Raw genomic sequence first — 19,814 nt, forward strand, 5'->3', positions numbered from 1 at the left:
TCCTCATTTGCGGCCCCACGCCTGGCGGGCACTGAGCCCCAGGCGGTTGGCCGTTGCCCGTACGTGGGCATGGGTGATCGCCACCGCCAACGCGTCGGCCGCGTCGGCCTGCAGCTTGGTTTTCAGGTTGAGCATGAGCCCGACCATGTGTTGAACCTGTTGCTTTTCGGCGCCACCACGGCCAACCACGGCGAGCTTGATCTCGCTGGCGGCGTATTCGTGCACCGGCAGGTCGCGCAGCACCACGGCCGAGATCGCCGCGCCCCGGGCCTGGCCCAGCTTCAGCGCCGAATCGGGATTACGGGCCATGAACACCTTTTCAATGGCCACTTCCTGCGGCTGGTACTCGCGGCACAGGTCGGCCAGGCCCAGCACCAGCAGCTTCATGCGCTGCGGGAAGTCGTCGGCGCCCAGCAGCACCAATGGCTGGTGGTGCACGTAGGTGACGCGGCCGGCGGCATCGACATCGATGATGCCGACCCCGGTCCGCTGCGAACCGGGGTCGATGCCGAGGATGCGGGTCATGCTGCACTCCTGGCGGGGCGGAACGGGATGCGCTGGCAGGCGTAGGGGCTCATGACTGTCCGCGGTGACCGTTCAACGGCCCGCGCCCAGGCCGTCGAAGACGGCTCAGGCGTAGGCGTCGGCGCCGAGTTCGGCGTTGGAATACACGTCCTGCACGTCGTCCAGGTCTTCGAGCATGTCCAGCAGCTTCTTGACCTGCAGGGCGACGTCGCCTTCAACCTTGATGTCGTTGTCCGCGCGGAAGGTGATCTCGGCGTGGTCGGCGACATGGCCGGCGGCGGCCATCGCATCCTTCACCGCGTTGAACGCGTCAGGGCTGGTGACCACATCGATCGAGCCGTCATCGGGGTAGACCACGATGTCATCGGCACCGGCCTCAATGGCCGCTTCGGTGATGGCTTCCTCGTCGGCCCCTGCGGCGAAGCTGAGCACGCCCAGGCGCTTGAACATGAAGGCCACCGAGCCCTCGGTGCCCATGTTGCCACCGCACTTGCTGAACGCATGGCGGACGTCGGCCACAGTGCGCACGCGATTGTCGGTCAGGCAGTCGACGATCACGGCCACGCCACCCGGGGCGTAGCCCTCGTAGCGGACTTCCTCGTAGTCGACGCCTTCCAGCTCACCGGTCGCCTTCTTGATGGCACGCTCGATCACGTCCTTGGACATGTTCACGGCCAGGCCTTTGTCCACGGCCACGCGCAGGCGCGGATTGTTGTTGGGGTCGCCTCCACCGCCGCGCGCGGCAACGCCGATCTCGCGGATGATCTTGGTGAAAATCTTGCCGCGCTTCGCGTCGGACGCGTTCTTGCGGGCTTCGATGGAGGGGCCTCTACCCATGGGTGCTACCGTCTGGCTGCTTCAGGATCAAGGCGCGGATTCTACCTGATCGGGCGCTGCAACCGTGTCTAGGCCCGTATTGTTGTAGAGCCGAGCCAATGCTCGGCTCAATGGGCCCGACGGAATGCAGCCGAGCATGGGCTCGGCTCTACAGGGCGGCCCTGCCTTCCCGCCCCTATGCCGCCGCCGCGTCGCGGCTGTGGTCGAACTTGCCATGACGCAGGAAATGCGCGGTCTGCCGCGCGGCGTCGGGCGACACCACCAGGCCGCTGTGGCTGGTGCGGACCACGCAATGGTCGGCCAGGCCCGGCAGCCGGGTCTCGGCCAGTGCCACGGTGCCATCGGAGGCATCGTCGATGGCACCCAGCAGGCTGCCCAGCCCGTGCGGCACCGAGCCGGCAATCAGGCCAACCTCGGCCCTGCCCTGCCAGTCCGGCAGGCCATCGAGCAGCAGCTCGCTGCTGCGTCCCAGCGCCAGGCCCCAGCCGTGCTCGGACAACGAGCGTGCGGTGCCACTGCCGCGCAGCGGTGAACCCAGGCAGACCACCCGCTGCACCGGCAGCTGCGGATTGCGCCGCAGCGCTTCCAGCGCCAGCAACCCGCCCAGGCTGTGGCCGACCAGCGACAACGGCCCGGCGTCGGCCAACCGTTCCAGCAGCTGGGGCACCGCCACGTCGGGACCACCGAACACCGAGGAGTAACCGAACGCATGCACCTGGAAACCACGCGCGCGCAGGCGCCAGGCCAGCGGCCCGACCCAGGCGCGGGCATTCCAGATGCCATGCAGCAGCAATACGGGGGGAGTCATGCAAACAGCCTGGCGGTCAGCGGGGCAGGAACGTGAGGTGATTGAACACGCGCGCGCAGCAAGCGGCGGTGAACGTCAGGCCGCGCGCGGTGCGCGGCGCAGGATGAATTCAAGATCGTTGGTATCGCCAACCGGGAACAGGTACTCGCCGGCTTTCTCGAAACCATAGCGGGCGTAGAAGCGTTGCGCGCCGAAGTTCTCCGACCACACGCCCAGCCACAGCGTGCGCGGGCCTTCGCGCTCCAGCCAGGCCAGCGCGGTTTCCAGCAGGCGGCTGCCCCAGCCGCAGCTCTGCTGCGTCTTGATCAGGTACAAGCGCTTGAGTTCGCCGTCACCGGGTTTCACATCCGGATGCGGCAGGCCACAGGGGCCGGCGGCGGCATGGCCGACCGCTTCCCCATCCAGTTCCAGCAGCCACACCGCGTAATCGGGGTGGGCCAGGATCACGCGCTGGCGCTCGACCGTGTAGGCCTCCTCCAGGAAGGCCTGCAGGTCCTGCGGCGGGTACAGATGGCCGAAGGTTTCGGTGAATGTGCGGGCGGCCAGCGCCGACAGGGTCGGCGCATCGTCCACAGTGGCGCGGCGGATCGAATACATGCAGGAAGTTGACGCCAGGGCGAAGCGGGGGTCAAGCCTTTTCAGGCGACTCCTCTTCTTCCTCGTCCTCTTCCTCGTACTCCTCTTCGTCCTCGTCCTCTTCTTCCTCGCCTTCCTCGTCCTCTTCGTACTCTTCCTCTTCGTCGTCCTCGTAATCCTCGACGCCGAAGTCTTCACCGTCCCAACGGCCTTCGCCGTCGGCGACGAAGGTCAGGGCCATCGCCGCCGGGCTGGTACCAACGCGGACCAGCCAACCACCGAACACGCGTGCACGCTCGGTGACCAGGTTGGCCTCGGAGCCTTCATTGCCCAGCTTTTCCCACTCCAGCGAAAACGCAAACTCGGTCATTGCCTGGATCTCCTGATCAGTTGGTCTTGGGGCGAACCTGGATGTGCACTTCGGCCAGCTGCGCGTCGACGATCGGCGACGGCGCGTCGGTCATCAGATCCTGTGCACCGGTGGTCTTCGGGAACGGGATGACGTCGCGGATCGACTCGGTGCCGGCCATCAGCGCGGCGATGCGGTCGATGCCGAAGGCGATGCCACCGTGCGGCGGCGCGCCGTAGTTCAGCGCGTCGAGCAGGAAGCCGAACTTGGCACGGGCTTCTTCGGCACCGATGCCGAGCAGCTCGAACACTGCGCTCTGCATGTCCGGACGGTGGATACGGATCGAACCGCCGCCGATTTCATTGCCGTTGAGCACCATGTCGTAACCGCGCGAGACGGCGGTACGGGCGTTGGCGCGCAGATCGGCGATGTCATCCACGGCCGGTGCGGTGAAGGGGTGATGCAGCGCGACGTAGCGCTGTTCTTCCTCGTCCCATTCGAACATCGGGAAGTCGGTGACCCACAGCGGCGCCCAGCCATCGGCGACCAGGCCGAAGTCCTTGCCGGCCTTCAGGCGCAGCGCGCCCATGAAGTCGGAGACCTTGTTGTAGCCACCGGCACCGAAGAACACGATGTCGCCGTTGCCGGCGCCAACATGGGCGACCAGCGCAGCGAAGGAGGCCTCGCTGAAGAACTTCTGGATCGGCGAGCTGACCTCGCCGTTGTCGGCGATCTTGATGTAGGCCAGGCCCTTGGCGCCGTACTTGGCAGCGTGCGCGGCGTACTCGTCGATCTGCTTGCGGCTCAGCGCTGCACCGCCCGGGATGCGCAGCGCGGCGACGCGGCCTTCGGCATCGTTGGCTGGGCCGGTGAACACTGCAAACTCGCAGTCCTTGACCAGTTCAGCCACGTCGACCAGCTCCAGCGCGATGCGCAGGTCCGGCTTGTCCGAACCGTAGCGACGCATCGCCTCGGCCCAGGTCATGCGCGGGAAGCTGGCATCCAGCTGGACGTCGACCACTTCCTTGAAGATGGCGCGGATCATGTCTTCGACGAAGTCCTGCACGTCGCGCTCGCGCACGAAGGCGAATTCCATGTCCAGCTGGGTGAATTCCAGCTGGCGGTCGGCACGCAGCGCTTCGTCGCGGAAGCAGCGCGCGATCTGGTAGTAACGGTCGAAGCCGGCCACCATCAGGATCTGCTTGAACAGCTGCGGGCTCTGCGGCAGGGCGTAGAACTCGCCCGGGTGCATGCGCGCCGGCACCAGGAAGTCGCGCGCGCCTTCCGGGGTGGCCTTGGTCAGGATCGGGGTCTCGATGTCCTGGAAGCCCTTCTCGTCCAGGTGGCGGCGCAGGGCCTGCACCAGCTTGATGCGGGTGCGCTGCATGCGCTGCATTTCCGGACGGCGCAGGTCCAGGTAGCGGTACTTCAGGCGGGTTTCCTCGCCCGGGTTCTCGTGGGCGTGGAACGGCAGGGGCGCAGCCTTGTTCAGCACAGTGATGGCAGTGGCGATCACTTCCACCTTGCCGGTGCGCATCTTGTCGTTCACCGCGTGGCGGGCGCGCACGACGCCCTCCACCTGCAGCACGTCCTCGTAGCCCAGCGAAGCCGCCACGGCGAACACTTCGGCGTTGTCGACCTCCACGGTCACCTGCACGATGCCTTCATGATCGCGGAGATCGATGAAGCAGACGCCGCCCTGGTTACGGGCCACGTCGGTCCAACCGGCGAGGGTGACAGTCTGGCCAATCAGGGTCTCGTCGACCAGGCCGCAGAAGTGGGTACGCATTGGGGGAAGCTCCGCTGGAGAACGCCGGCACCGGATGGGGGCCGGAAAGCCTCGTATTCTGCGGCCGAGGCCCCGGCCGGGGCAAATCCGGCCAGTCACACCGGCTTGATCATCCCCCTCCCTATAGTCAGGCACCTGCCACCGTATGGGATGCCGCCATGAATCCGCTGTCCCTGGCCCGCCTGGCCGTGACCCTGAGCCTGGGCACCATCGCCACGCTCGCCCTGCCCTCCGCCCCGGCCGCCGCGCAAAGCGGGGTGATCCGTTGCGAGAGCCAGAACAACCGAGAACGCGTGTGCAACACAGGCTGGCGCAATGCGCAGCTGGTCCGCCAGCTGTCCGGCAGCGCCTGCGACGAGGGCCGCACCTGGGGCAGCCGCAATGGCAGCATCTGGGTCACCAATGGCTGCCGCGCCGAATTCGTCGAGGCCCGTGGTGGCTGGGGCGGCGGCAACGGCGGTGGCTGGGGCGGCAACAACGGCCGGCCCGGCGAAACCATCCGCTGTGAGAGCCAGAACAATCGCGAACGCAGCTGCCCGGTCGGCTGGCGCAATGCCCGCCTGGTCCGCCAGCTGTCCGGCAGCCCCTGCGACGAAGGCCGTACCTGGGGAGTGCGCAACGGCGCGGTGTGGGTCAGCAACGGCTGCCGCGCCGAATTCGCCGAAGCTCGCGGATGGGGTGGCGGCGGGGGCGGTGGCTGGGGCGGCGGCAACAGCAACTACTCCATCACCTGCAGCAGCAACAACAACCGCACGCAGAACTGTGACTGGGATGAGCGCCAGGGCCGGCCGGTGCTGCAGCAGCAGCTGTCCGGCAGCGCCTGCCAGGAGGGCCGCAGCTGGGGCTACGCACGGGGCCAGGTGTGGGTGAGCAACGGTTGCCGGGCGCGCTTCGGTACGCGTTGAGTTACGGGGTCGGATCCCTGGCCAGCGGCCGGGGCTCTGACCCGACCAGGTATCCCGCTTCCACGCATGGCGCGGATCTACTGGGGGTCTTTCCGGGGGCGGAGCGCTTTACAGGAGGCATCCGACCCCGCGATCACGGTGCGGGCGCTTTGTCGTCACCCCACGGCGGCGGCGGCAGATCGACCGGCTTGCTCAGGTCGAACTTCACGCGGAAGCGGCGGCCGTCCGGGCGGCCCAGCTCGTAGACGAAGGTCTGGTCGGGGTCGATCTCCATCGCCCAGGTGTTGTGCGTGGACGCAAGCATGTCGGCACGACGGAACATCGCCACCGAATCGGAGTCGGCCGGGAACTGCTGGCGCTCGGCGGTGCCCGGTGGCGTGCTGTCGCCGCCATAGAGGGTGATCGCATCCGCGCTGCCATCCTGATGGCGATGATCGTGCTTCAGGCGCAGGCCGTTTTCGGTGCGGGTCAGCACCCAGGTGCGCGAGTGGTCATCCCCCACATGGAAGGGAATCCGCAATTCATGGGCAGGATCGGCACAGCCGCGCACATGCATGACCAGGCGCTGCCCGGCGAACGGATCCTTGCCGGTCGGCGCCGGCGTGTCCTCCACCACCCGGCCTTCAAAGGCCTGGCCGCAATGCGCGGCGATGGCGGCCATGAAGGCATCGGCCGGTGCGGTCGCCAGATCATGGGCGACCGTATCGGAACGCTGCGAGCAGGCAGCGAGGCTGAGCAGGAGGGCGGAAGCGGCAACAACGGCAGGCAGTCTCATGCCCCAACCCTAACGACCCGGGCCGGTGCGCGCAAACCGCGCTGACCGGCCACGTCACGTCAGGGGTGCAGCCAGACCTCGCAACCGCCCACGTCCTGCTTCTGGCCACCGGCGGCATAGCGGCGGGTGATCTCGGCCAGCCATTGCACGCGCTCGGGGCTGCTGCCCACCTGGTTGGGGCAGTTGACCAGCGCGGCCAGCGGCAGTCCCCCCAGTGCTGCGTCATCTGCAGCCAGCGATGCGAGCACGTCGTCCGATGCCCAGTCCGGAATCATCACGGCACGGCGGCCGGAGAAATACGGCAGCTCGGAGGACCAGTCCTGACCGAACGCGACCACCACGCCCTGCGCCGGGGTGCCGGTCCGGATGGCCTCGGCGATCTGCAAAACCGGTGTCGGCTCGCGCGCTTCCTTGATGTCCTTCAGCGACTTCACCAGGCCAAAGCCCACCGACAGCACGCACAGGAAGATCGCCAGTGCAACGCCACGGCGCGGCTTGCCCGCCGCTTCGGCCGCCAGCACCGTCGACCACAGCACCAGGCCGATGATCGACGTGGCGAACACGATATTGGCCGCCTGGTAGTAGGGATGGGCGATGTGCAGGTTGGTGAAGACCAGGAACGGCGCCAGGTAGGCCAGCAGCAGGATCCCCACCGCCGTGCGCGTGCGCTTCTGCCACAGCCCGGCGATGACGAAGACCAGGAAGATCCAGTTGGAGCCGATCGCACCGGAGAAGCGCTTCTTGAACACCGTGCCCCACCAGGTAGCCGGATCCAGGCGCTGCTGCAGGGTGCCGTAATTCCAGGTGGACAGTGCATCGGAGGTGATCTGCCGGCCCAGCGCCGACTGCGCCTTCAGCGCATCGGCATGCTGCAGCCACAGGCTGAGCGTGGCCAGCGCGGCAAGCGCGGACAGACCACCCCAGAACAGCAGCTGCCAATGCTGCTGCAGCCACCGCGGGCGCCAGCCGTGCTCGTGCAGCGCCAGCCACAGGAAGGCCAGCGCAACGAACGCGGCAAAGCCGAAGAACGAGGTGACCTTGATGGCCGCCGACAGCACCGCCGCGACGATGGCGACCAGGCCCACCCACACGCGCGGCTGGCTGCGCAGGCGTGCCATCGCCCAGACAAAGAGCAGGCCGAAGAACACCGCGCTGGACTCCATCATCACCGAGCGCCCCCAGAACTGCGCGTACGGTGAGACGGCGAATGCGCCGGCCACGCACAGCGCCAGCGTGCGGTCAGGGCGCCAGGCCAGCAGCGTGCGATAGACCAGCCAGATGCAGCCGGCATGGAAGACGGTGGAGACCAGCCGCCCGCTGTTGTCGGCACTCATGCCGGTGACGCTGGACAGCAACGCCGCCAGCCACTGGTAGAACGGGAACTCGAAGGGGATCGACCAGGGCGCGCCCAGCACCGGGGTCACGTAGTCCAGCCAGGGCCCGCCACGTAGCAACCAGTCGATCGACAGGGCAGTCTGCGTCTGCCGGAAACCGGAGGCATCGACCGGGGGCATCGACCAGCTGCAGCCCAGCAGGACCAGCAGCGCGATTGCCGAAAACCACAACAGGATCTTGCCCGGCAACAGGCTGCGGTCTGGGTTGCTTTCCTGGGTCACGCCTGTTGCTCCTGGCTGTGGCCGCCCACGGCAGGGCGCGCTTCACGGGCGCGCAGTGTCTGTGTTGACGCGCGGGAGTGCAAGCCGCTGCACGCGGCTGCGGCTCAGCCCAGCGGTGGCAGCGGCGCCTTCGGCGGCTCGGCGTGGCTGACTTCGGTGGCCGCGACCGGTGCGGCCTCGCCCTCGCCCGCCGGTTCCTGCTCCACCGGATCGACGTCGAACGGCGTGCGGAACACCAGCGACGGCAGCAGCGTGGTCAGTGCGGCGTACAGCAGCAGCGCACCGAACAGTACCGCCGGAATCTGGAAGCGCTCGCGCATGATCGCCGCCAGCACCAGGGTGAAGATCAGGGTCGGGGCCAGCGCCAGCGAGACCCGCAGGCTGCTGCGGAAGCTCTCGCCGAACATCACCCGGCGCTGCAGCCAGACCACGCCGATGCGCAGCGGCAGCACCACCAGGGTGATCACGATGCCCAGCCCCAGCGCCTCGAAGCTCAACGCTTCGCTGGGCACCTTGGTGCCCGCGTTGAAGAAATAGAACGGCACGAAGAACGAGGCGAACAGACGCAGCGCGTGCAGGTTCTCGTGCGAGGCCAGCAGCGGCATGCGCTGGTGCAGCAGGCGCGCGACCAGGCCGGCAATGAACGCGCCGACCAGGTAATACACGCCCAGCAGGTAGGTGATGTAGGCCGCCACCATGCCGACCATCACCAGCAGCGAGAACTCCGAACCCGGCGCGTGCGGCGCCACCCAGCGGCCCAGCGCGATGAACAGCAGCGGCAGGCCGACCATCATCGCCAGCAGCGCCAGGCTGGACAGCGCCATGTGGCCCGGATCGCCGGCCTGCAGCACGATGAACAAGGCAGCCAGCGCCAGCAGCTCACCGGCGATGGCCTTGCTGGTCACCCAGAACCGTTCGTCCTCACTCAGGCCCAGCCGCGACAGCGAGTCCATGATGAAACCGGTGGAGGGCGTCAGCAGCGCCAACGCCAGCAGCCCGGCGGCCTGCCACGGCAATCCTGCGTAACGCCAGGCCAACCAGCCGACGCCGAACAGCGTGCCGGTACGGATGACCAGATGTGCCAGCAGCGGCCACATTCCCCGGCGCAGCGCCTGCAGATCCACTTCCAGGCCGGCGAACAGGAACAGCGAGGAAATGCCCAGGGTGGCCAGCAGTCCGATCACCGCATCATGTGCCTGATCCCCCAGCCAGAGCATGCCGATGATGCCGAACAGCAGGCAGGTCAACGGGGCAGGCAGGCTGAAACGCTGCAACGCGCGTGGGATCACCAGCAGCGCGAAGATCAGCAACAGGTAGATCAGTTCATGGCTCATGGGGTCTTCCGTGGGGTTGGAACGCGCGCAGGATGCGCGCGCTGAACCGATCCGGCAAGCCATTTTCGAATGACCCCGGTTACCTCATCCGATCATCGCGTCGGCCAGCGCCCCCACCCGTGCAAGCACCGCTGCGCGCTGATCGTCATCGACCGACGCGCCCTGCAGATAGGCGGTGACCACCCACGCTGCGCCGCCCGCATGCGGCCACAGCACGGCAATGTCGTTGCGCGTGTCATCACCGTTGCTGCCGGTCTTGTCCCCCACCCGCCAGCGCTTGCCCAGCCCGGCGCGCAGGCAGGCATCGCCGGTCTGGTTGTCGATGAGCCAATCAGTGAACTGCTGGCGCGATGCCGGCTGCAGGCCATTGCCCACCGCGAAGCGGGCCAAGCTGGTGGCCATCGCGGCCGGGCTAGTGGTATCGCGCGGGTCTCCCTTCGCGAACAGATTCACGTCCGGCTCGTTGCGGTCATTGCGGGTAACGCTGTCGCCCTGCCCGCGCAGGAATGCCGTCAGCGCCGACGGCCCGCCCACCACCTCCAGCAGCAGGTTGGCCGCCGTGTTGTCGCTGGTGGTCAGCGTGCCCCGGCACAGATCGCGCACCGTCAGGTCCTTGCCCACATGGCGGCGCGCCACCGGGGCGTAGGACAGCAGATCCTTTTCGGCGATGGGCACACGTGTGTCGAGCGAAACGCGGCCTGCATCGGCAAGGCTCAGCACATGGGCAACCAGCATCGACTTGAACGTGCTGCACATCGGGAAGCGCTCGTCCTGACGATGTCCGCCGATGCGACGGCCGTTACCGGTGTTCAGCACGGTGACGCCCAGACGGCCACCGCTGGCTTTCTCCAGCGCGGCGAAATCGGCGGCGCCGGCAATGGCGGCGTTCGCGGCGGATATGCCGGACGATGGGGAAACAGCTCGCGCCAACGCCGGGGCAAGCAGCGAGGAAGCAACGGCAGCACCACTGAACTGCAGGAATCGGCGACGGGCGAGCATAGGGTTCTCCTGGTGACCGCTCGATTATTGGCGCTTCCCCTGCAGCCGACCAGCGCGAAGAATCAAGGCAAGCCATAAGTTGAACTCATGCCTGTCGTAATCAACTTGTTGAGATTTACGAAATTCCTTATTGAACGGTAGGATCAGCCATCACCCTGGCTCACGGCTTTCCGATGCTGCACCCGACCCTGCCGCTCAACGCGCTGCGTGCTTTTGAAGCCGCCGCCCGCCATCAGAACTTCACCCGTGCCGCGCTCGAGTTGTGCGTCAGCCAGGCCGCGCTGAGCCACCAGATCCGGGGTCTGGAAGACCGGCTCGGCATCCGCCTGTTCCATCGCCTGCCGCGCGGCGTGGCGCTGACCGATGAAGGCGCAGCACTGTATCCGGTGCTCAACGAATCGTTCGAACGCATCTCGGCCAGCATCGCGCGCTACACCGGCGGGCCCGCCCGCGAAGTGCTGACGCTGGGGGTGGTCGGCACCTTCGCCACCGGTTGGCTGCTGCCACGGCTGGCCGCATTCGAGGCCGCGCATCCGGACATCGAGCTGCGCCTGCAGACCCACAACAACCGCATCGACCTGGCCGGCGAGGGGCTGGATCTGGCCATCCGCTTCGGTGATGGCGACTGGCAGGGCCAGGCCTGCACGGCGATCCTCAATGCGCCCTTCGCGCCGCTGTGCGCCCCGGCATTGGCGCGGCGGCTGAAGCAGCCGCGCGACCTGGCCACGCTGCCGTTGCTGCGTTCCTATCGCAGCGACGAATGGCCGCGCTGGCTGCAGGCGGCCGGCGTCAGCGGCGTGGAAGCACGTGGGCCGGTGTTCGATTCCTCGCTGACGGTGGCGATGGCCGCCGCCGGCGGTGCCGGCGTGGCCTTGCTGCCGCTGCGCATGTTCGAGCAGGAACTGGCCGAAGGCCGCCTGCTGCAGCCGTTCGGTACCACGCTGGAGCTGGGCCGATACTGGCTGACGCGGCTACGCTCGCGCGCCGAGCGCGAGCCGGCCAAGCGCTTCCGCGAGTGGCTGCAGGCGCAGGGCGCGTAGGCAGTGCCGGCCGCTGGCCGGCAATCCCTTGATCGTTGTGGGCGCATCGCGCTGCCGGCCAGCGGCCGGCACTACCGGTCAGGACTCGAGCAGTTCCATCCAGGCCGCTTCGGCCTTTTCCAGCTGCGCGGCAGCGGTTTCGCGGTCACGGCCGATCACCGCCATGCGGCTGGCATCGGCATAGTTGGCCGGGTCGGCGAGTTGGCGGTCCAGCTCGGCCAGCACACCTTCCAGCTCGGCCACCTTGGCCTCGGCGGCGGCCAGCTTGTGCGGGTTCACGGGCTTCTTCTGCACCACCTGTGCCACCGGGGCGGTCTTGACCACCACCGGCTCTTCCACCTGCTCCATGCGGGCCTTCGTGCCCTGCGCCTGCGGACGGGTGCGCAGCCACGCGGCGTATGCATCCAGGTCACCGTCGAACGGCTCGACCACGCCATCGGCCACGCGCCAGTAGGTATCGCAGACCAGGCCGATCAGGTGGCGGTCATGCGAGACCATCACGATCGCGCCTTCGAAGGTGGCCAGCGCTTCGGCCAGCGCTTCGCGCATTTCCAGGTCAAGGTGGTTGGTCGGTTCGTCCAGCAGCAGCACGTTCGGCTGCTGCCAGGCGATCAGCGCCAGCGCCAGGCGCGCGCGCTCGCCACCGGAGAAACCATCGACCGGCTCGAACGCACGGTCGCCGGGGAAATTCCACTTGCCAAGGAAATCGCGGAACGACTGGTTCGGCGCATCCGGCGCAATCTCGCGGAAGTGCTCCATCGGCGACTGGCCTTCGTGCAGCGACTCCACCGTGTGCTGGGCGAAGTAGCCGATCTTCAGGTCCGGGTGCGCCATGCGCTCACCGACGATCGGCGCCAGTTCACCCACCAGGGTCTTCACCAGGGTGGTCTTGCCGGCGCCGTTCGGGCCGAGCAGGCCAATGCGCTGGCCCGCTTCCAGGCCGAAGCCGACGTTGTGCAGGATCACTGCGTCCTGGCCATAGCCGGCCTCGACGTGATTCAGGCGGATCAGCGAGAACGGCAGCTTGGCCGGCGGCGCGAACTCGATGCGGAACTCGCGTTCGGCGCGCACCGCTTCGGTGCCGGCCAGCTTGGCCAGGCGCTTCATGCGGCTCTGCGCCTGCGCGGCCTTGCTGGCCTGCGCCTTGAAGCGGTCGATGAAACTCTGCAGGTGGGCACGCTCGGCCTGCTCCTTCTCGTGCGCGATCTGCTGCTGGCGCAGCTGTTCGGCGCGCTGGCGCTCGAAATCGGTGTAGCCGCCCGGGTAGAGCTTGGCGCCGCCGCCGTGCAGGTGCAGGGTGTGGGTGGCCACGTTGTCGAGGAACTCGCGGTCATGCGAGATCAGCAGCAGGGTGCCCGGGTACTTCAGCAGCCACTGTTCCAGCCAGTACACCGCGTCCAGATCGAGGTGGTTGGTCGGTTCGTCGAGCAGCAGCAGGTCGCTGGGCATCATCAGCGCGCGGGCCAGGTTCAGGCGCACGCGCCAGCCACCGGAGAACGAGGACACCGCGCGGTGGTGGGTCTCGGCCGGGAAACCAAGGCCGTGCAACAGCTTGCCGGCGCGCGCTTCGGCGTCGTAGGCGCCCATCTCGGCCATCTTCGTGTGTGCGTTGGCCACCGCCTCCCAGTCTTCGCGGGCGGTCGCCTCGGCCTCTTCGGCCAGCACCGCGGCCACCTCGGTATCGCCGCCCAGCACGAAGCTCAGCGCCGGGTCCGGCAGCGACGGGGTTTCCTGGGCCACGCTGGCGATACGGACCTTGCCGGGCAGGTCGACGTCACCCTTGTCGGCCTCCAGTTCGCCCTTCACCGCCGCGAACAGGCTGGATTTGCCAGCACCGTTGCGGCCGACCACACCTACCCGGTAACCGGCGTGCAGGGTCAGGTCGACATTGGACAACAGCAGCCGCTCGCCGCGGCGCAAGGCGAAATTACGAAGGGAGATCATCGGGGAAGGGGTCCATATAACCGGATGGAATGTGCTGGTGAGCACTGTTCCTGCGACGCAATTCTAGCGTTAACGAATACTTGACGCGTCCCGGGATGCGCAGTGGCCGACGTTCCTCTCTCCCACGTCCTCGCCGCGCGCGTCCCGGGTCTCCTCCCCGCCGATGCCTGTCCGGGCTAAATGGTTGCTGCTGCAACGTTTTTTCCGATGACCGGCATTTGACAGGCACTGAATATCCCGTTAATTGCTGTATTGCGCACCGCAACAACCGCCGTCCGCCTCACCCCCGTGATGTCGATTCCGGTGCCGCCCCCGCCAACCGGAGCCCATCCCGATGACCCGCAAGACCAGCCTGATCGCCGCCGCCGTCGCTGTCGCACTCGGTGGCTCTCCGTTCGTCGCCGCCGCCCAGCAGGCCGGCACCGCCGCCAATACCCTGGACACCGTGATCGTCACCGGCACCCGCGTGGCCGACCGCACCGTCGCCGAATCGCAGTCGCCGATCGACATCATCACCCCCGAAGCGCTGCAGTCCACCGGCACCAGCGAACTGGCCACCGCCCTTTCACGCGCCCTGCCCTCACTGAACTTCCCGCGCCCGGCGCTGACCGACGGCACCAGCGGCGTGCGCCCGGCGCAACTGCGCGGCCTGTCGCCGGACCAGGTGCTGGTGCTGGTCAACGGCAAGCGCCGCCACACCTCAGCGATGATCAACGTCAACGGCAGCATCGGTCGTGGCTCGTCAGCGGTGGACATCAACGCGATCCCGATCGCCGCGATCGAGCGCGTGGAAGTGCTGCGCGACGGCGCGTCGGCGCAGTACGGCTCGGACGCCATTGCCGGCGTCATCAACATCGTGCTCAAGGGCAGCGGCAGTGGCGGCAGCCTGGCCGTGGACTACGGCCAGTACTCCGCCGGCGACGGCAACAAGTACCAGCTTTCCGGCGATACCGGCGTCGAGTTCGGCAACGGCCGAGGCCGCGTGCACGTGGCCGGCCAGATCAGCCAGCAGGATGAAAGCAACCGCGCCGGCCCGTACCGCGGCACCACGCCGAACACCGGCAACTTCCCCAGCATCGGCCAGAAGACCTTCATCGTCGGCGACCCGCGCGTGGATGCCACTGCTGCGTCGGCCAACGCCAGCTTCGACTTCAGCGACCACGTGACCGGCTACGCCAGCGCGCTGCTCAGCAATCGCGACATCACCTCGTTTGCGTTCTACCGTTCGCGCAACCACAGCGGGCAGAGCGCGCTGCTGGCGCAGACCTATCCGGACGGCTACGTGCCGGAGATCAACCAGTATTCCAAGGACCGCTCGCTGGTGGCCGGGGTCAAGGGCAACACCGACAGCGGCTGGACCTGGGACCTGAGCCTGAACCACGGCGAGAACACCCTCGATTTCCACACCCGCAACAGCATCAACTACAGCCTCGGTGCGACCAGCCCGCGCTCGTTCTACGACGGCACGCTGAAGTACCAGCAGGACATCTTCAACGCCGACCTGACCAAGTCGCTGGACTGGGGCCTTGCCTACCCGGTCACGCTGTCCTTCGGCGGTGAGTACCGCAAGGAGAAGTGGGACCAGAACCCGGGCGAACTGAACTCGTACACCGGCAGCGGCGCGCAGGGCTTCGCCGGCTTCACCCCGACCAATGAAGTGCATGCCGACCGCCACAACTACGCGGTCTATGCCGGCCTGGAAGCGGACCTGACCGAAAAGTTCTCGGCCGGCATCACCGGCCGCTACGAGGACTACTCGGACTTCGGCGACCGCTTCTCCGGCAAGCTGTCGGCACGCTATGCGTTCACCGACAAGGTCGCGCTGCGTGCCACCGCCTCCAGCGGCTTCCGTGCACCGTCGCTGGCGCAGCAGGGCTACCAGGCGGTCACCAGCCAGTTCCTCAACGGCGTGTTCGTCGAGCGCGGCACCTTCCCGACCACCAGCCCGGCCGCGCAGGCACTGGGCGCCTCGCCGCTGAAGGCCGAGACCTCCACCTCCTACAGCCTGGGCCTGGTACTGCAGCCGGTCGACCGTCTGTACATCACCGTCGATGCGTACCAGATCGACATCGATGACCGCATCGCGCTGTCGTCCAGCATCACTACCAACGCGGCCTCCAGTGCCCTGCTGGCCGGGTTGGGCCTGCCGCAGGTGACTGCGTTCTCGTACTTCACCAACGGCCTGGATACGCGCACCCGTGGCGTCGACTTCGTGTCCAGCTACACGGTGCCGTTCAGCGCCAGCAGCCTGGAGCTGACCGCCGCCTACAGCTACAACGACACCGAAGTGCGCCGTGTCGGCGGCACTCCGGCGGTGTTCGGCACCCTGGGCCTGACCCAGTCGCTGATCGGCCGTGATGAGATCGGTCGCATCGAGGACAGCTACCCGCGCGACAAGGCGATCCTGAGCGGCACCTGGCGTTCGGACCACTGGGAACTGGGCCTGGCCGCAACCCGCTACGGCAAGTTCACCGTGCGCAACTCGGCAACCGCGCTGCGCGACCAGACCTACGGCGATGCCTGGGTGGTGGATGCCTCGGCCAGCTACAAGCCGAGCAGCAACTGGACCCTGACCGTGGGCGCCGACAACCTGCTGGACAAGTACCCGGACCGCACCGAAGACCTGCAGAACTCCACCTTCGGCATGCTGCCGTACAGCAACTACTCGCCGTTCGGCTTCAACGGCGCGTATGTGTACGGGCGGATCAAGTACACCTGGTAAGCGGTAATGGAGGCGCCGTGCCCTGCCCGGCGCTGCTCCACACACCCGCCGGCGACGTCGGGGCAGGCGCGGTCCTGACCGTATACGTTGCCAGCTCCTGCACCCGGTTTCCAGGCTGTGCTCTGTTGCACGCGCCTCATAGGCCGTCCCGTGCATAATCAGCGGACCAACGAAGGAGCCGCTCCGTGACGAGAGCCTGCATCACTCGCCGCCATGTGTACGCTGCGCTCGCGTGGGTTGCGCTGGCGGCCCCCCTGTCAGGGTGTTCAGGAGATCACGTGAAACCCAGCTATTCCAAATCGAGCCTTGAGCCGGTCGTCGTCACCCAGCTCTCCGCGTCGAAGCTCCAGGTCCAGTTCAATGAACCGATGGAAAGCATGTATTACGCGGCAGGGATGAGCTATGTCGTGGAAGGGGACACCATGAAAGTCGTTGTCGATCGCTGTCCCATATCCGGCCAATGCACAACCATGCTGCGGCGCGACGTGAAGCCCGGACCTGCTGGCCCGGCCCGTCAGGAAATTCCCTTGATGGCGCCGCGCGTGGTGATGCTGTACGCCGATGGCGAAACACAGATTTTTCCGTAAGGGCATTCCATGAGCGACAAGGTCGTCCTCGGCATCCATAGTCACGTAGACCCCAATACACAGGGGTCGTTCAATCAGTTCGTGGACGGCCACGCCTGGATCTCGGTGACGCGAAACGGCCATACGACGTTCCATGGCCTGTGGCCAGACAACCATCCACTCGTTGAGGACAATGGTCCAGGTTCGGACATCCGCGAAGGCATGGAAGCCCGGGCCACATCTTCGGCCTCACGCTATTACGAATTGACTCCCGAGCAGGTCAAGCGACTTGACCAGGCCTTGGGCGAAAATGTCACCTGGTCATATGGCAATACCTGCGCATCGTGGGCGACCAGTACCGTGAACAAGGTTACTGGGCAGTCCCTGGATGCAGGCGAACTGCTGTTCACCGATACGCCGCGGGAGCTGATCGAGTCCATTCGCAAGGCAGAGCGCGTGCGGCCCACCAGTCCTTCGCAGCCGCAACCGGCAACCGAACGGCCGGAAACCAGCATCCCATCGCTGAGCGATGCCTCGGCATCGCTTCACCAGCAGGCACTCGCCGGCGTCCATGCGCTGGACGCATCGCTGGGTCGCACATCTGATGAATCCAGCCAACGCATGGCGGCCAGCCTCACCCAACTTGCCCGGGCACAAGGTCTGGAACGGATCGACCATGTGGTATTGGGCTTGCCGACTGGTCAGCCCCCAAGGCCGGAGAACATCTTCGTCATTCAAGGAGCCTTGGATGACCCGGGCCATCTGCGTGCCCCCATCAACATTGAAACGGCCCTTCAGCCATCCGTTGCGGAGTCGCTGCGGCAGATTCATCAGTTGGACAAGCAGTTGGCCGCCTCGCCGCAGCAGGCCGAGCCTGCCCTTGAAGAGACCCAGCGCCGGCAGATGGTGTGATCATCGACGGCTACGCCTGGAGCCCCCCATAGGTAGGCACCATTCGGCCCGCCAGGGCCTGCCATCTCTCAACAAGGCTTGATATCTCGCCCGTACAAGCCGCCCACGCAACGATCCGATACGCTGGCCGGGTTTGCCGTATCTGGCGTCATCGGTGAAAATCGGGGCACCCCCGATTTCCTGCGAGTGCCGATGCACCATGACACCGACCTGATCAACATCGTGGCCGTTGGCCTGGGGCTCGCCTTCATCTTCGGCGCGCTGGCCAACAAGCTCCGCTTGTCTCCCCTGGTCGGTTACCTGGTTGCTGGCATCTGCGTAGGCCCGTTCACCCCCGGCTTCGTCGCCGACCAGGCGCTGGCCAACCAGCTGGCCGAACTGGGCGTGATGCTGCTGATGTTCGGCGTCGGCCTGCACTTCTCGCTGAAGGACCTGATGGCGGTCAAGGCCATCGCCATCCCCGGCGCCATCGGCCAGATCGCGGTGGCCACCCTGCTCGGCTGGGGCGTGGCCTCGCTGATGGGCTGGCCGGCCATTCACGGCGTCATCTTTGGTTTCTCGCTGGCCACGGCCAGTACCGTAGTACTGCTGCGGGCGATGGAGGAACGCCGTCTGCTGGAAACCATGCGCGGCAAGATCGCGGTCGGCTGGCTGATCGTGGAAGACCTGGCCTGCGTGCTGGCACTGGTGATGATGCCGGTGATGGCCGGTGTGTTCGGCCCCGACGCGGCCAAGGAGTCGCACTCGCTGGGCAGCGTGCTGGCCGACATCGGCTGGACCTTCGTGCAGCTGGGCCTGTTCGTGGCGGTGATGCTGGTGGTCGGGCGCCGGGTCATCCCTTGGATCCTCGAACGTATCGCCGGTACCGGTTCGCGCGAACTGTTCACCCTGTCGGTGCTGGCAATCGCGCTGGGGGTGGCGTTCGGCTCGGCGATGCTGTTCGGCGTCTCGTTCGCGCTGGGCGCGTTCTTCGCCGGCATGCTGCTCAACGAATCGGAACTGAGCCACAAGGCCGCGCACGATTCGCTGCCGCTGCGCGATGCGTTCGCGGTGTTGTTCTTCGTCTCGGTCGGCATGCTGTTCGACCCCAACATCCTCGTCCAGCATCCGTGGCAGGTGCTGGCCACGGTGCTGATCATCATGTTCGGCAAGTCGGCAGCCGCGTTCTTCATCGTGCGTGCGTTCGGCCACCCGACCAGCACTGCGCTGACCATCTCGGCCAGCCTCGCCCAGATCGGCGAGTTCGCCTTCATCATCGCCGGCCTCGGCGTGGCGCTGCAGATCCTGCCGAAGGAAGGCCAGTCGCTGGTGCTGGCCGGCGCGCTGGTATCGATCATGCTCAACCCGCTGGTGTTCGGCCTGCTCGACCGATGGCAGGCCAAACAGGAAAAGCAGCCGCAAACGCCGGAGCCGGAGGAGGCGACCGGCCCGTCGCGCGACCTGCATGACCATGCCATCGTGATCGGCTATGGCCGGGTGGGCAGCGAGCTGGCCCAGGTACTGCGCGATCGCGGCGTGCCGGTGCTGGTGATCGATGACAACAAGGAGCACGTCGAGCAGGCGCACGCCAGGGGCCTGGCAGCGATCCGTGGCAGCGCCGCCGCCGACCGGGTGCTGGCCGAGGCCCATCCGGAGCGGGCCAAGATCGCAGTGCTGGCGATCCCACAGCCGCTGGAAGCCGGCGAGGCACTGGCCAAGCTGCGTGCGATCAACCCGGACCTGACCCTGCTGGCACGTGCGCACAGCGATGCCGAAGTGAAGCATCTGCTGGAGCACGGTGCCGATGGCACGGTGATGGCCGAGCGCGAGCTGGCCTATTCGCTGGCGGAGATGATCATGTCCACGCCGCCGTACCGGAACCTGAGGCAGCACAACATTCCTGTTGTATGAGGGGTGTGCTTGCGGCAGGGCTTGCAGCCCTGCACCTGCCCAAACAACGGCAACGGCAACGGCAACGACAAGAGCCAAAGCTGGCATTCCGTGGGATCGCGGGGTGGGTCCGCTTGCAGCGGCCGCTGCAAGTACCCCTCCGGGGCCCGGCCCAGCCGCTGGCGGCTGTGCGTTCGGGCGCTTGCGAAGCAGTGCTTCGCAAGCAAAGCGCCCTCACCCATGTAAGC

The 19,814-nt window shown here is 66.9% G+C and carries 17 protein-coding genes; 6 read left to right on the forward strand and 11 right to left on the reverse strand.

Annotated elements, in window-relative coordinates:
* Positions 1-3: 3 nt before the first annotated feature.
* The 6 genes from ruvC to aspS form a co-directional block, all read right to left on the reverse strand.
* Positions 4-525: a crossover junction endodeoxyribonuclease RuvC gene (gene ruvC / locus ACM0PB_RS17475; RefSeq protein ID WP_005418518.1), complete on the reverse strand. Its 522-nt coding sequence runs from the start codon at positions 523-525 to the stop codon at positions 4-6.
* A 105-nt stretch (positions 526-630) separates the two neighbouring features.
* Positions 631-1,362: a YebC/PmpR family DNA-binding transcriptional regulator gene (locus ACM0PB_RS17480; protein ID WP_005418519.1), complete on the reverse strand. Its 732-nt coding sequence runs from the start codon at positions 1,360-1,362 to the stop codon at positions 631-633.
* A 175-nt stretch (positions 1,363-1,537) separates the two neighbouring features.
* Positions 1,538-2,170 (reverse strand): esterase/lipase family protein, encoded by a 633-nt coding sequence (locus ACM0PB_RS17485; RefSeq protein WP_032954421.1) that lies wholly within the window; start codon positions 2,168-2,170, stop codon positions 1,538-1,540.
* Positions 2,171-2,245: 75 nt separating this feature from the next.
* The gene (locus tag ACM0PB_RS17490; protein ID WP_049415346.1) at positions 2,246-2,767 is read right to left on the reverse strand and encodes a GNAT family N-acetyltransferase; all 522 of its coding nucleotides are present in this window, start codon (positions 2,765-2,767) and stop codon (positions 2,246-2,248) included.
* A gap of 31 nt (positions 2,768-2,798) precedes the next feature.
* Positions 2,799-3,116, reverse strand: a complete 318-nt coding sequence (locus ACM0PB_RS17495; protein WP_065178902.1) for a DNA primase — start codon at positions 3,114-3,116, stop codon at positions 2,799-2,801.
* Positions 3,117-3,132: 16 nt separating this feature from the next.
* A complete protein-coding gene (gene aspS, locus ACM0PB_RS17500) occupies positions 3,133-4,884 on the reverse strand; it encodes an aspartate--tRNA ligase (RefSeq protein ID WP_414604813.1) in 1,752 nt (583 codons plus the stop codon).
* Positions 4,885-5,042: 158 nt separating this feature from the next.
* Here aspS and ACM0PB_RS17505 point away from each other — a divergent pair, with 158 nt between their 5' ends.
* Positions 5,043-5,789 carry a DUF3011 domain-containing protein gene (locus ACM0PB_RS17505; RefSeq protein WP_069139338.1) on the forward strand — a complete coding sequence of 249 codons (747 nt, stop codon included), beginning with the start codon at positions 5,043-5,045 and terminating at the stop codon, positions 5,787-5,789.
* Between the two features lie 133 nt (positions 5,790-5,922).
* Here ACM0PB_RS17505 and ACM0PB_RS17510 read toward each other — a convergent pair whose 3' ends face one another.
* The 4 genes from ACM0PB_RS17510 to blaL2 form a co-directional block, all read right to left on the reverse strand.
* Entirely contained in the window at positions 5,923-6,564 is a 642-nt protein-coding gene (locus tag ACM0PB_RS17510) for a hypothetical protein (protein WP_053501011.1), read from the reverse strand.
* Between the two features lie 59 nt (positions 6,565-6,623).
* Positions 6,624-8,180, reverse strand: a complete 1,557-nt coding sequence (locus ACM0PB_RS17515; protein ID WP_414604814.1) for an ArnT family glycosyltransferase — start codon at positions 8,178-8,180, stop codon at positions 6,624-6,626.
* 104 nt (positions 8,181-8,284) lie between these two features.
* Complete coding sequence (locus tag ACM0PB_RS17520; RefSeq protein WP_065178906.1) at positions 8,285-9,514, reverse strand: cation:proton antiporter; 1,230 nt, start codon at positions 9,512-9,514, stop codon at positions 8,285-8,287.
* An 84-nt stretch (positions 9,515-9,598) separates the two neighbouring features.
* Positions 9,599-10,513 (reverse strand): L2 family extended-spectrum class A beta-lactamase, encoded by a 915-nt coding sequence (gene blaL2 / locus ACM0PB_RS17525; RefSeq protein ID WP_005418531.1) that lies wholly within the window; start codon positions 10,511-10,513, stop codon positions 9,599-9,601.
* 173 nt (positions 10,514-10,686) lie between these two features.
* Here blaL2 and ampR point away from each other — a divergent pair, with 173 nt between their 5' ends.
* Positions 10,687-11,553 (forward strand): LysR family transcriptional regulator AmpR, encoded by an 867-nt coding sequence (gene ampR / locus ACM0PB_RS17530; protein WP_053501019.1) that lies wholly within the window; start codon positions 10,687-10,689, stop codon positions 11,551-11,553.
* Positions 11,554-11,631: 78 nt separating this feature from the next.
* Here ampR and ACM0PB_RS17535 read toward each other — a convergent pair whose 3' ends face one another.
* Positions 11,632-13,497: an ABC-F family ATP-binding cassette domain-containing protein gene (locus tag ACM0PB_RS17535; protein WP_005418533.1), complete on the reverse strand. Its 1,866-nt coding sequence runs from the start codon at positions 13,495-13,497 to the stop codon at positions 11,632-11,634.
* Between the two features lie 334 nt (positions 13,498-13,831).
* On the opposite strand from ACM0PB_RS17535, the gene ACM0PB_RS17540 reads away from it, so the two are divergent.
* From ACM0PB_RS17540 to ybaL, 4 genes are all read left to right on the forward strand, one after another.
* Positions 13,832-16,219 (forward strand): TonB-dependent receptor plug domain-containing protein, encoded by a 2,388-nt coding sequence (locus tag ACM0PB_RS17540; RefSeq protein WP_065178907.1) that lies wholly within the window; start codon positions 13,832-13,834, stop codon positions 16,217-16,219.
* A gap of 278 nt (positions 16,220-16,497) precedes the next feature.
* The gene (locus tag ACM0PB_RS17545; RefSeq protein ID WP_005418535.1) at positions 16,498-16,806 is read left to right on the forward strand and encodes a hypothetical protein; all 309 of its coding nucleotides are present in this window, start codon (positions 16,498-16,500) and stop codon (positions 16,804-16,806) included.
* 9 nt (positions 16,807-16,815) lie between these two features.
* On the forward strand, positions 16,816-17,697 hold the full coding sequence (locus ACM0PB_RS17550) for an XVIPCD domain-containing protein (RefSeq protein WP_005418536.1): 882 nt from the start codon (positions 16,816-16,818) through the stop codon (positions 17,695-17,697).
* 192 nt (positions 17,698-17,889) lie between these two features.
* Positions 17,890-19,587: a YbaL family putative K(+) efflux transporter gene (ybaL, locus tag ACM0PB_RS17555; RefSeq protein ID WP_065178909.1), complete on the forward strand. Its 1,698-nt coding sequence runs from the start codon at positions 17,890-17,892 to the stop codon at positions 19,585-19,587.
* Positions 19,588-19,814 lie beyond the last annotated feature (227 nt).

It is taken from the genome of Stenotrophomonas sp. AR029, assembly GCF_047520695.2.
In the GTDB taxonomy this organism is placed as follows: Bacteria; Pseudomonadota; Gammaproteobacteria; order Xanthomonadales; family Xanthomonadaceae; genus Stenotrophomonas; species Stenotrophomonas sepilia.

What these genes read in the sequence shown, in the direction of transcription:
- ruvC (WP_005418518.1), bottom strand. Translation starts at nt 525, where the DNA reads ATGACCCGCATCCTCGGCATCGACCCCGGTTCGCAGCGGACCGGGGTC.
- ACM0PB_RS17480 (WP_005418519.1), bottom strand. Translation starts at nt 1,362, where the DNA reads ATGGGTAGAGGCCCCTCCATCGAAGCCCGCAAGAACGCGTCCGACGCG.
- ACM0PB_RS17485 (WP_032954421.1), bottom strand. Translation starts at nt 2,170, where the DNA reads ATGACTCCCCCCGTATTGCTGCTGCATGGCATCTGGAATGCCCGCGCC.
- ACM0PB_RS17490 (WP_049415346.1), bottom strand. Translation starts at nt 2,767, where the DNA reads ATGTATTCGATCCGCCGCGCCACTGTGGACGATGCGCCGACCCTGTCG.
- ACM0PB_RS17495 (WP_065178902.1), bottom strand. Translation starts at nt 3,116, where the DNA reads ATGACCGAGTTTGCGTTTTCGCTGGAGTGGGAAAAGCTGGGCAATGAA.
- aspS (WP_414604813.1), bottom strand. Translation starts at nt 4,884, where the DNA reads ATGCGTACCCACTTCTGCGGCCTGGTCGACGAGACCCTGATTGGCCAG.
- ACM0PB_RS17505 (WP_069139338.1), top strand. Translation starts at nt 5,043, where the DNA reads ATGAATCCGCTGTCCCTGGCCCGCCTGGCCGTGACCCTGAGCCTGGGC.
- ACM0PB_RS17510 (WP_053501011.1), bottom strand. Translation starts at nt 6,564, where the DNA reads ATGAGACTGCCTGCCGTTGTTGCCGCTTCCGCCCTCCTGCTCAGCCTC.
- ACM0PB_RS17520 (WP_065178906.1), bottom strand. Translation starts at nt 9,514, where the DNA reads ATGAGCCATGAACTGATCTACCTGTTGCTGATCTTCGCGCTGCTGGTG.
- blaL2 (WP_005418531.1), bottom strand. Translation starts at nt 10,513, where the DNA reads ATGCTCGCCCGTCGCCGATTCCTGCAGTTCAGTGGTGCTGCCGTTGCT.
- ampR (WP_053501019.1), top strand. Translation starts at nt 10,687, where the DNA reads ATGCTGCACCCGACCCTGCCGCTCAACGCGCTGCGTGCTTTTGAAGCC.
- ACM0PB_RS17535 (WP_005418533.1), bottom strand. Translation starts at nt 13,497, where the DNA reads ATGATCTCCCTTCGTAATTTCGCCTTGCGCCGCGGCGAGCGGCTGCTG.
- ACM0PB_RS17540 (WP_065178907.1), top strand. Translation starts at nt 13,832, where the DNA reads ATGACCCGCAAGACCAGCCTGATCGCCGCCGCCGTCGCTGTCGCACTC.
- ACM0PB_RS17550 (WP_005418536.1), top strand. Translation starts at nt 16,816, where the DNA reads ATGAGCGACAAGGTCGTCCTCGGCATCCATAGTCACGTAGACCCCAAT.
- ybaL (WP_065178909.1), top strand. Translation starts at nt 17,890, where the DNA reads ATGCACCATGACACCGACCTGATCAACATCGTGGCCGTTGGCCTGGGG.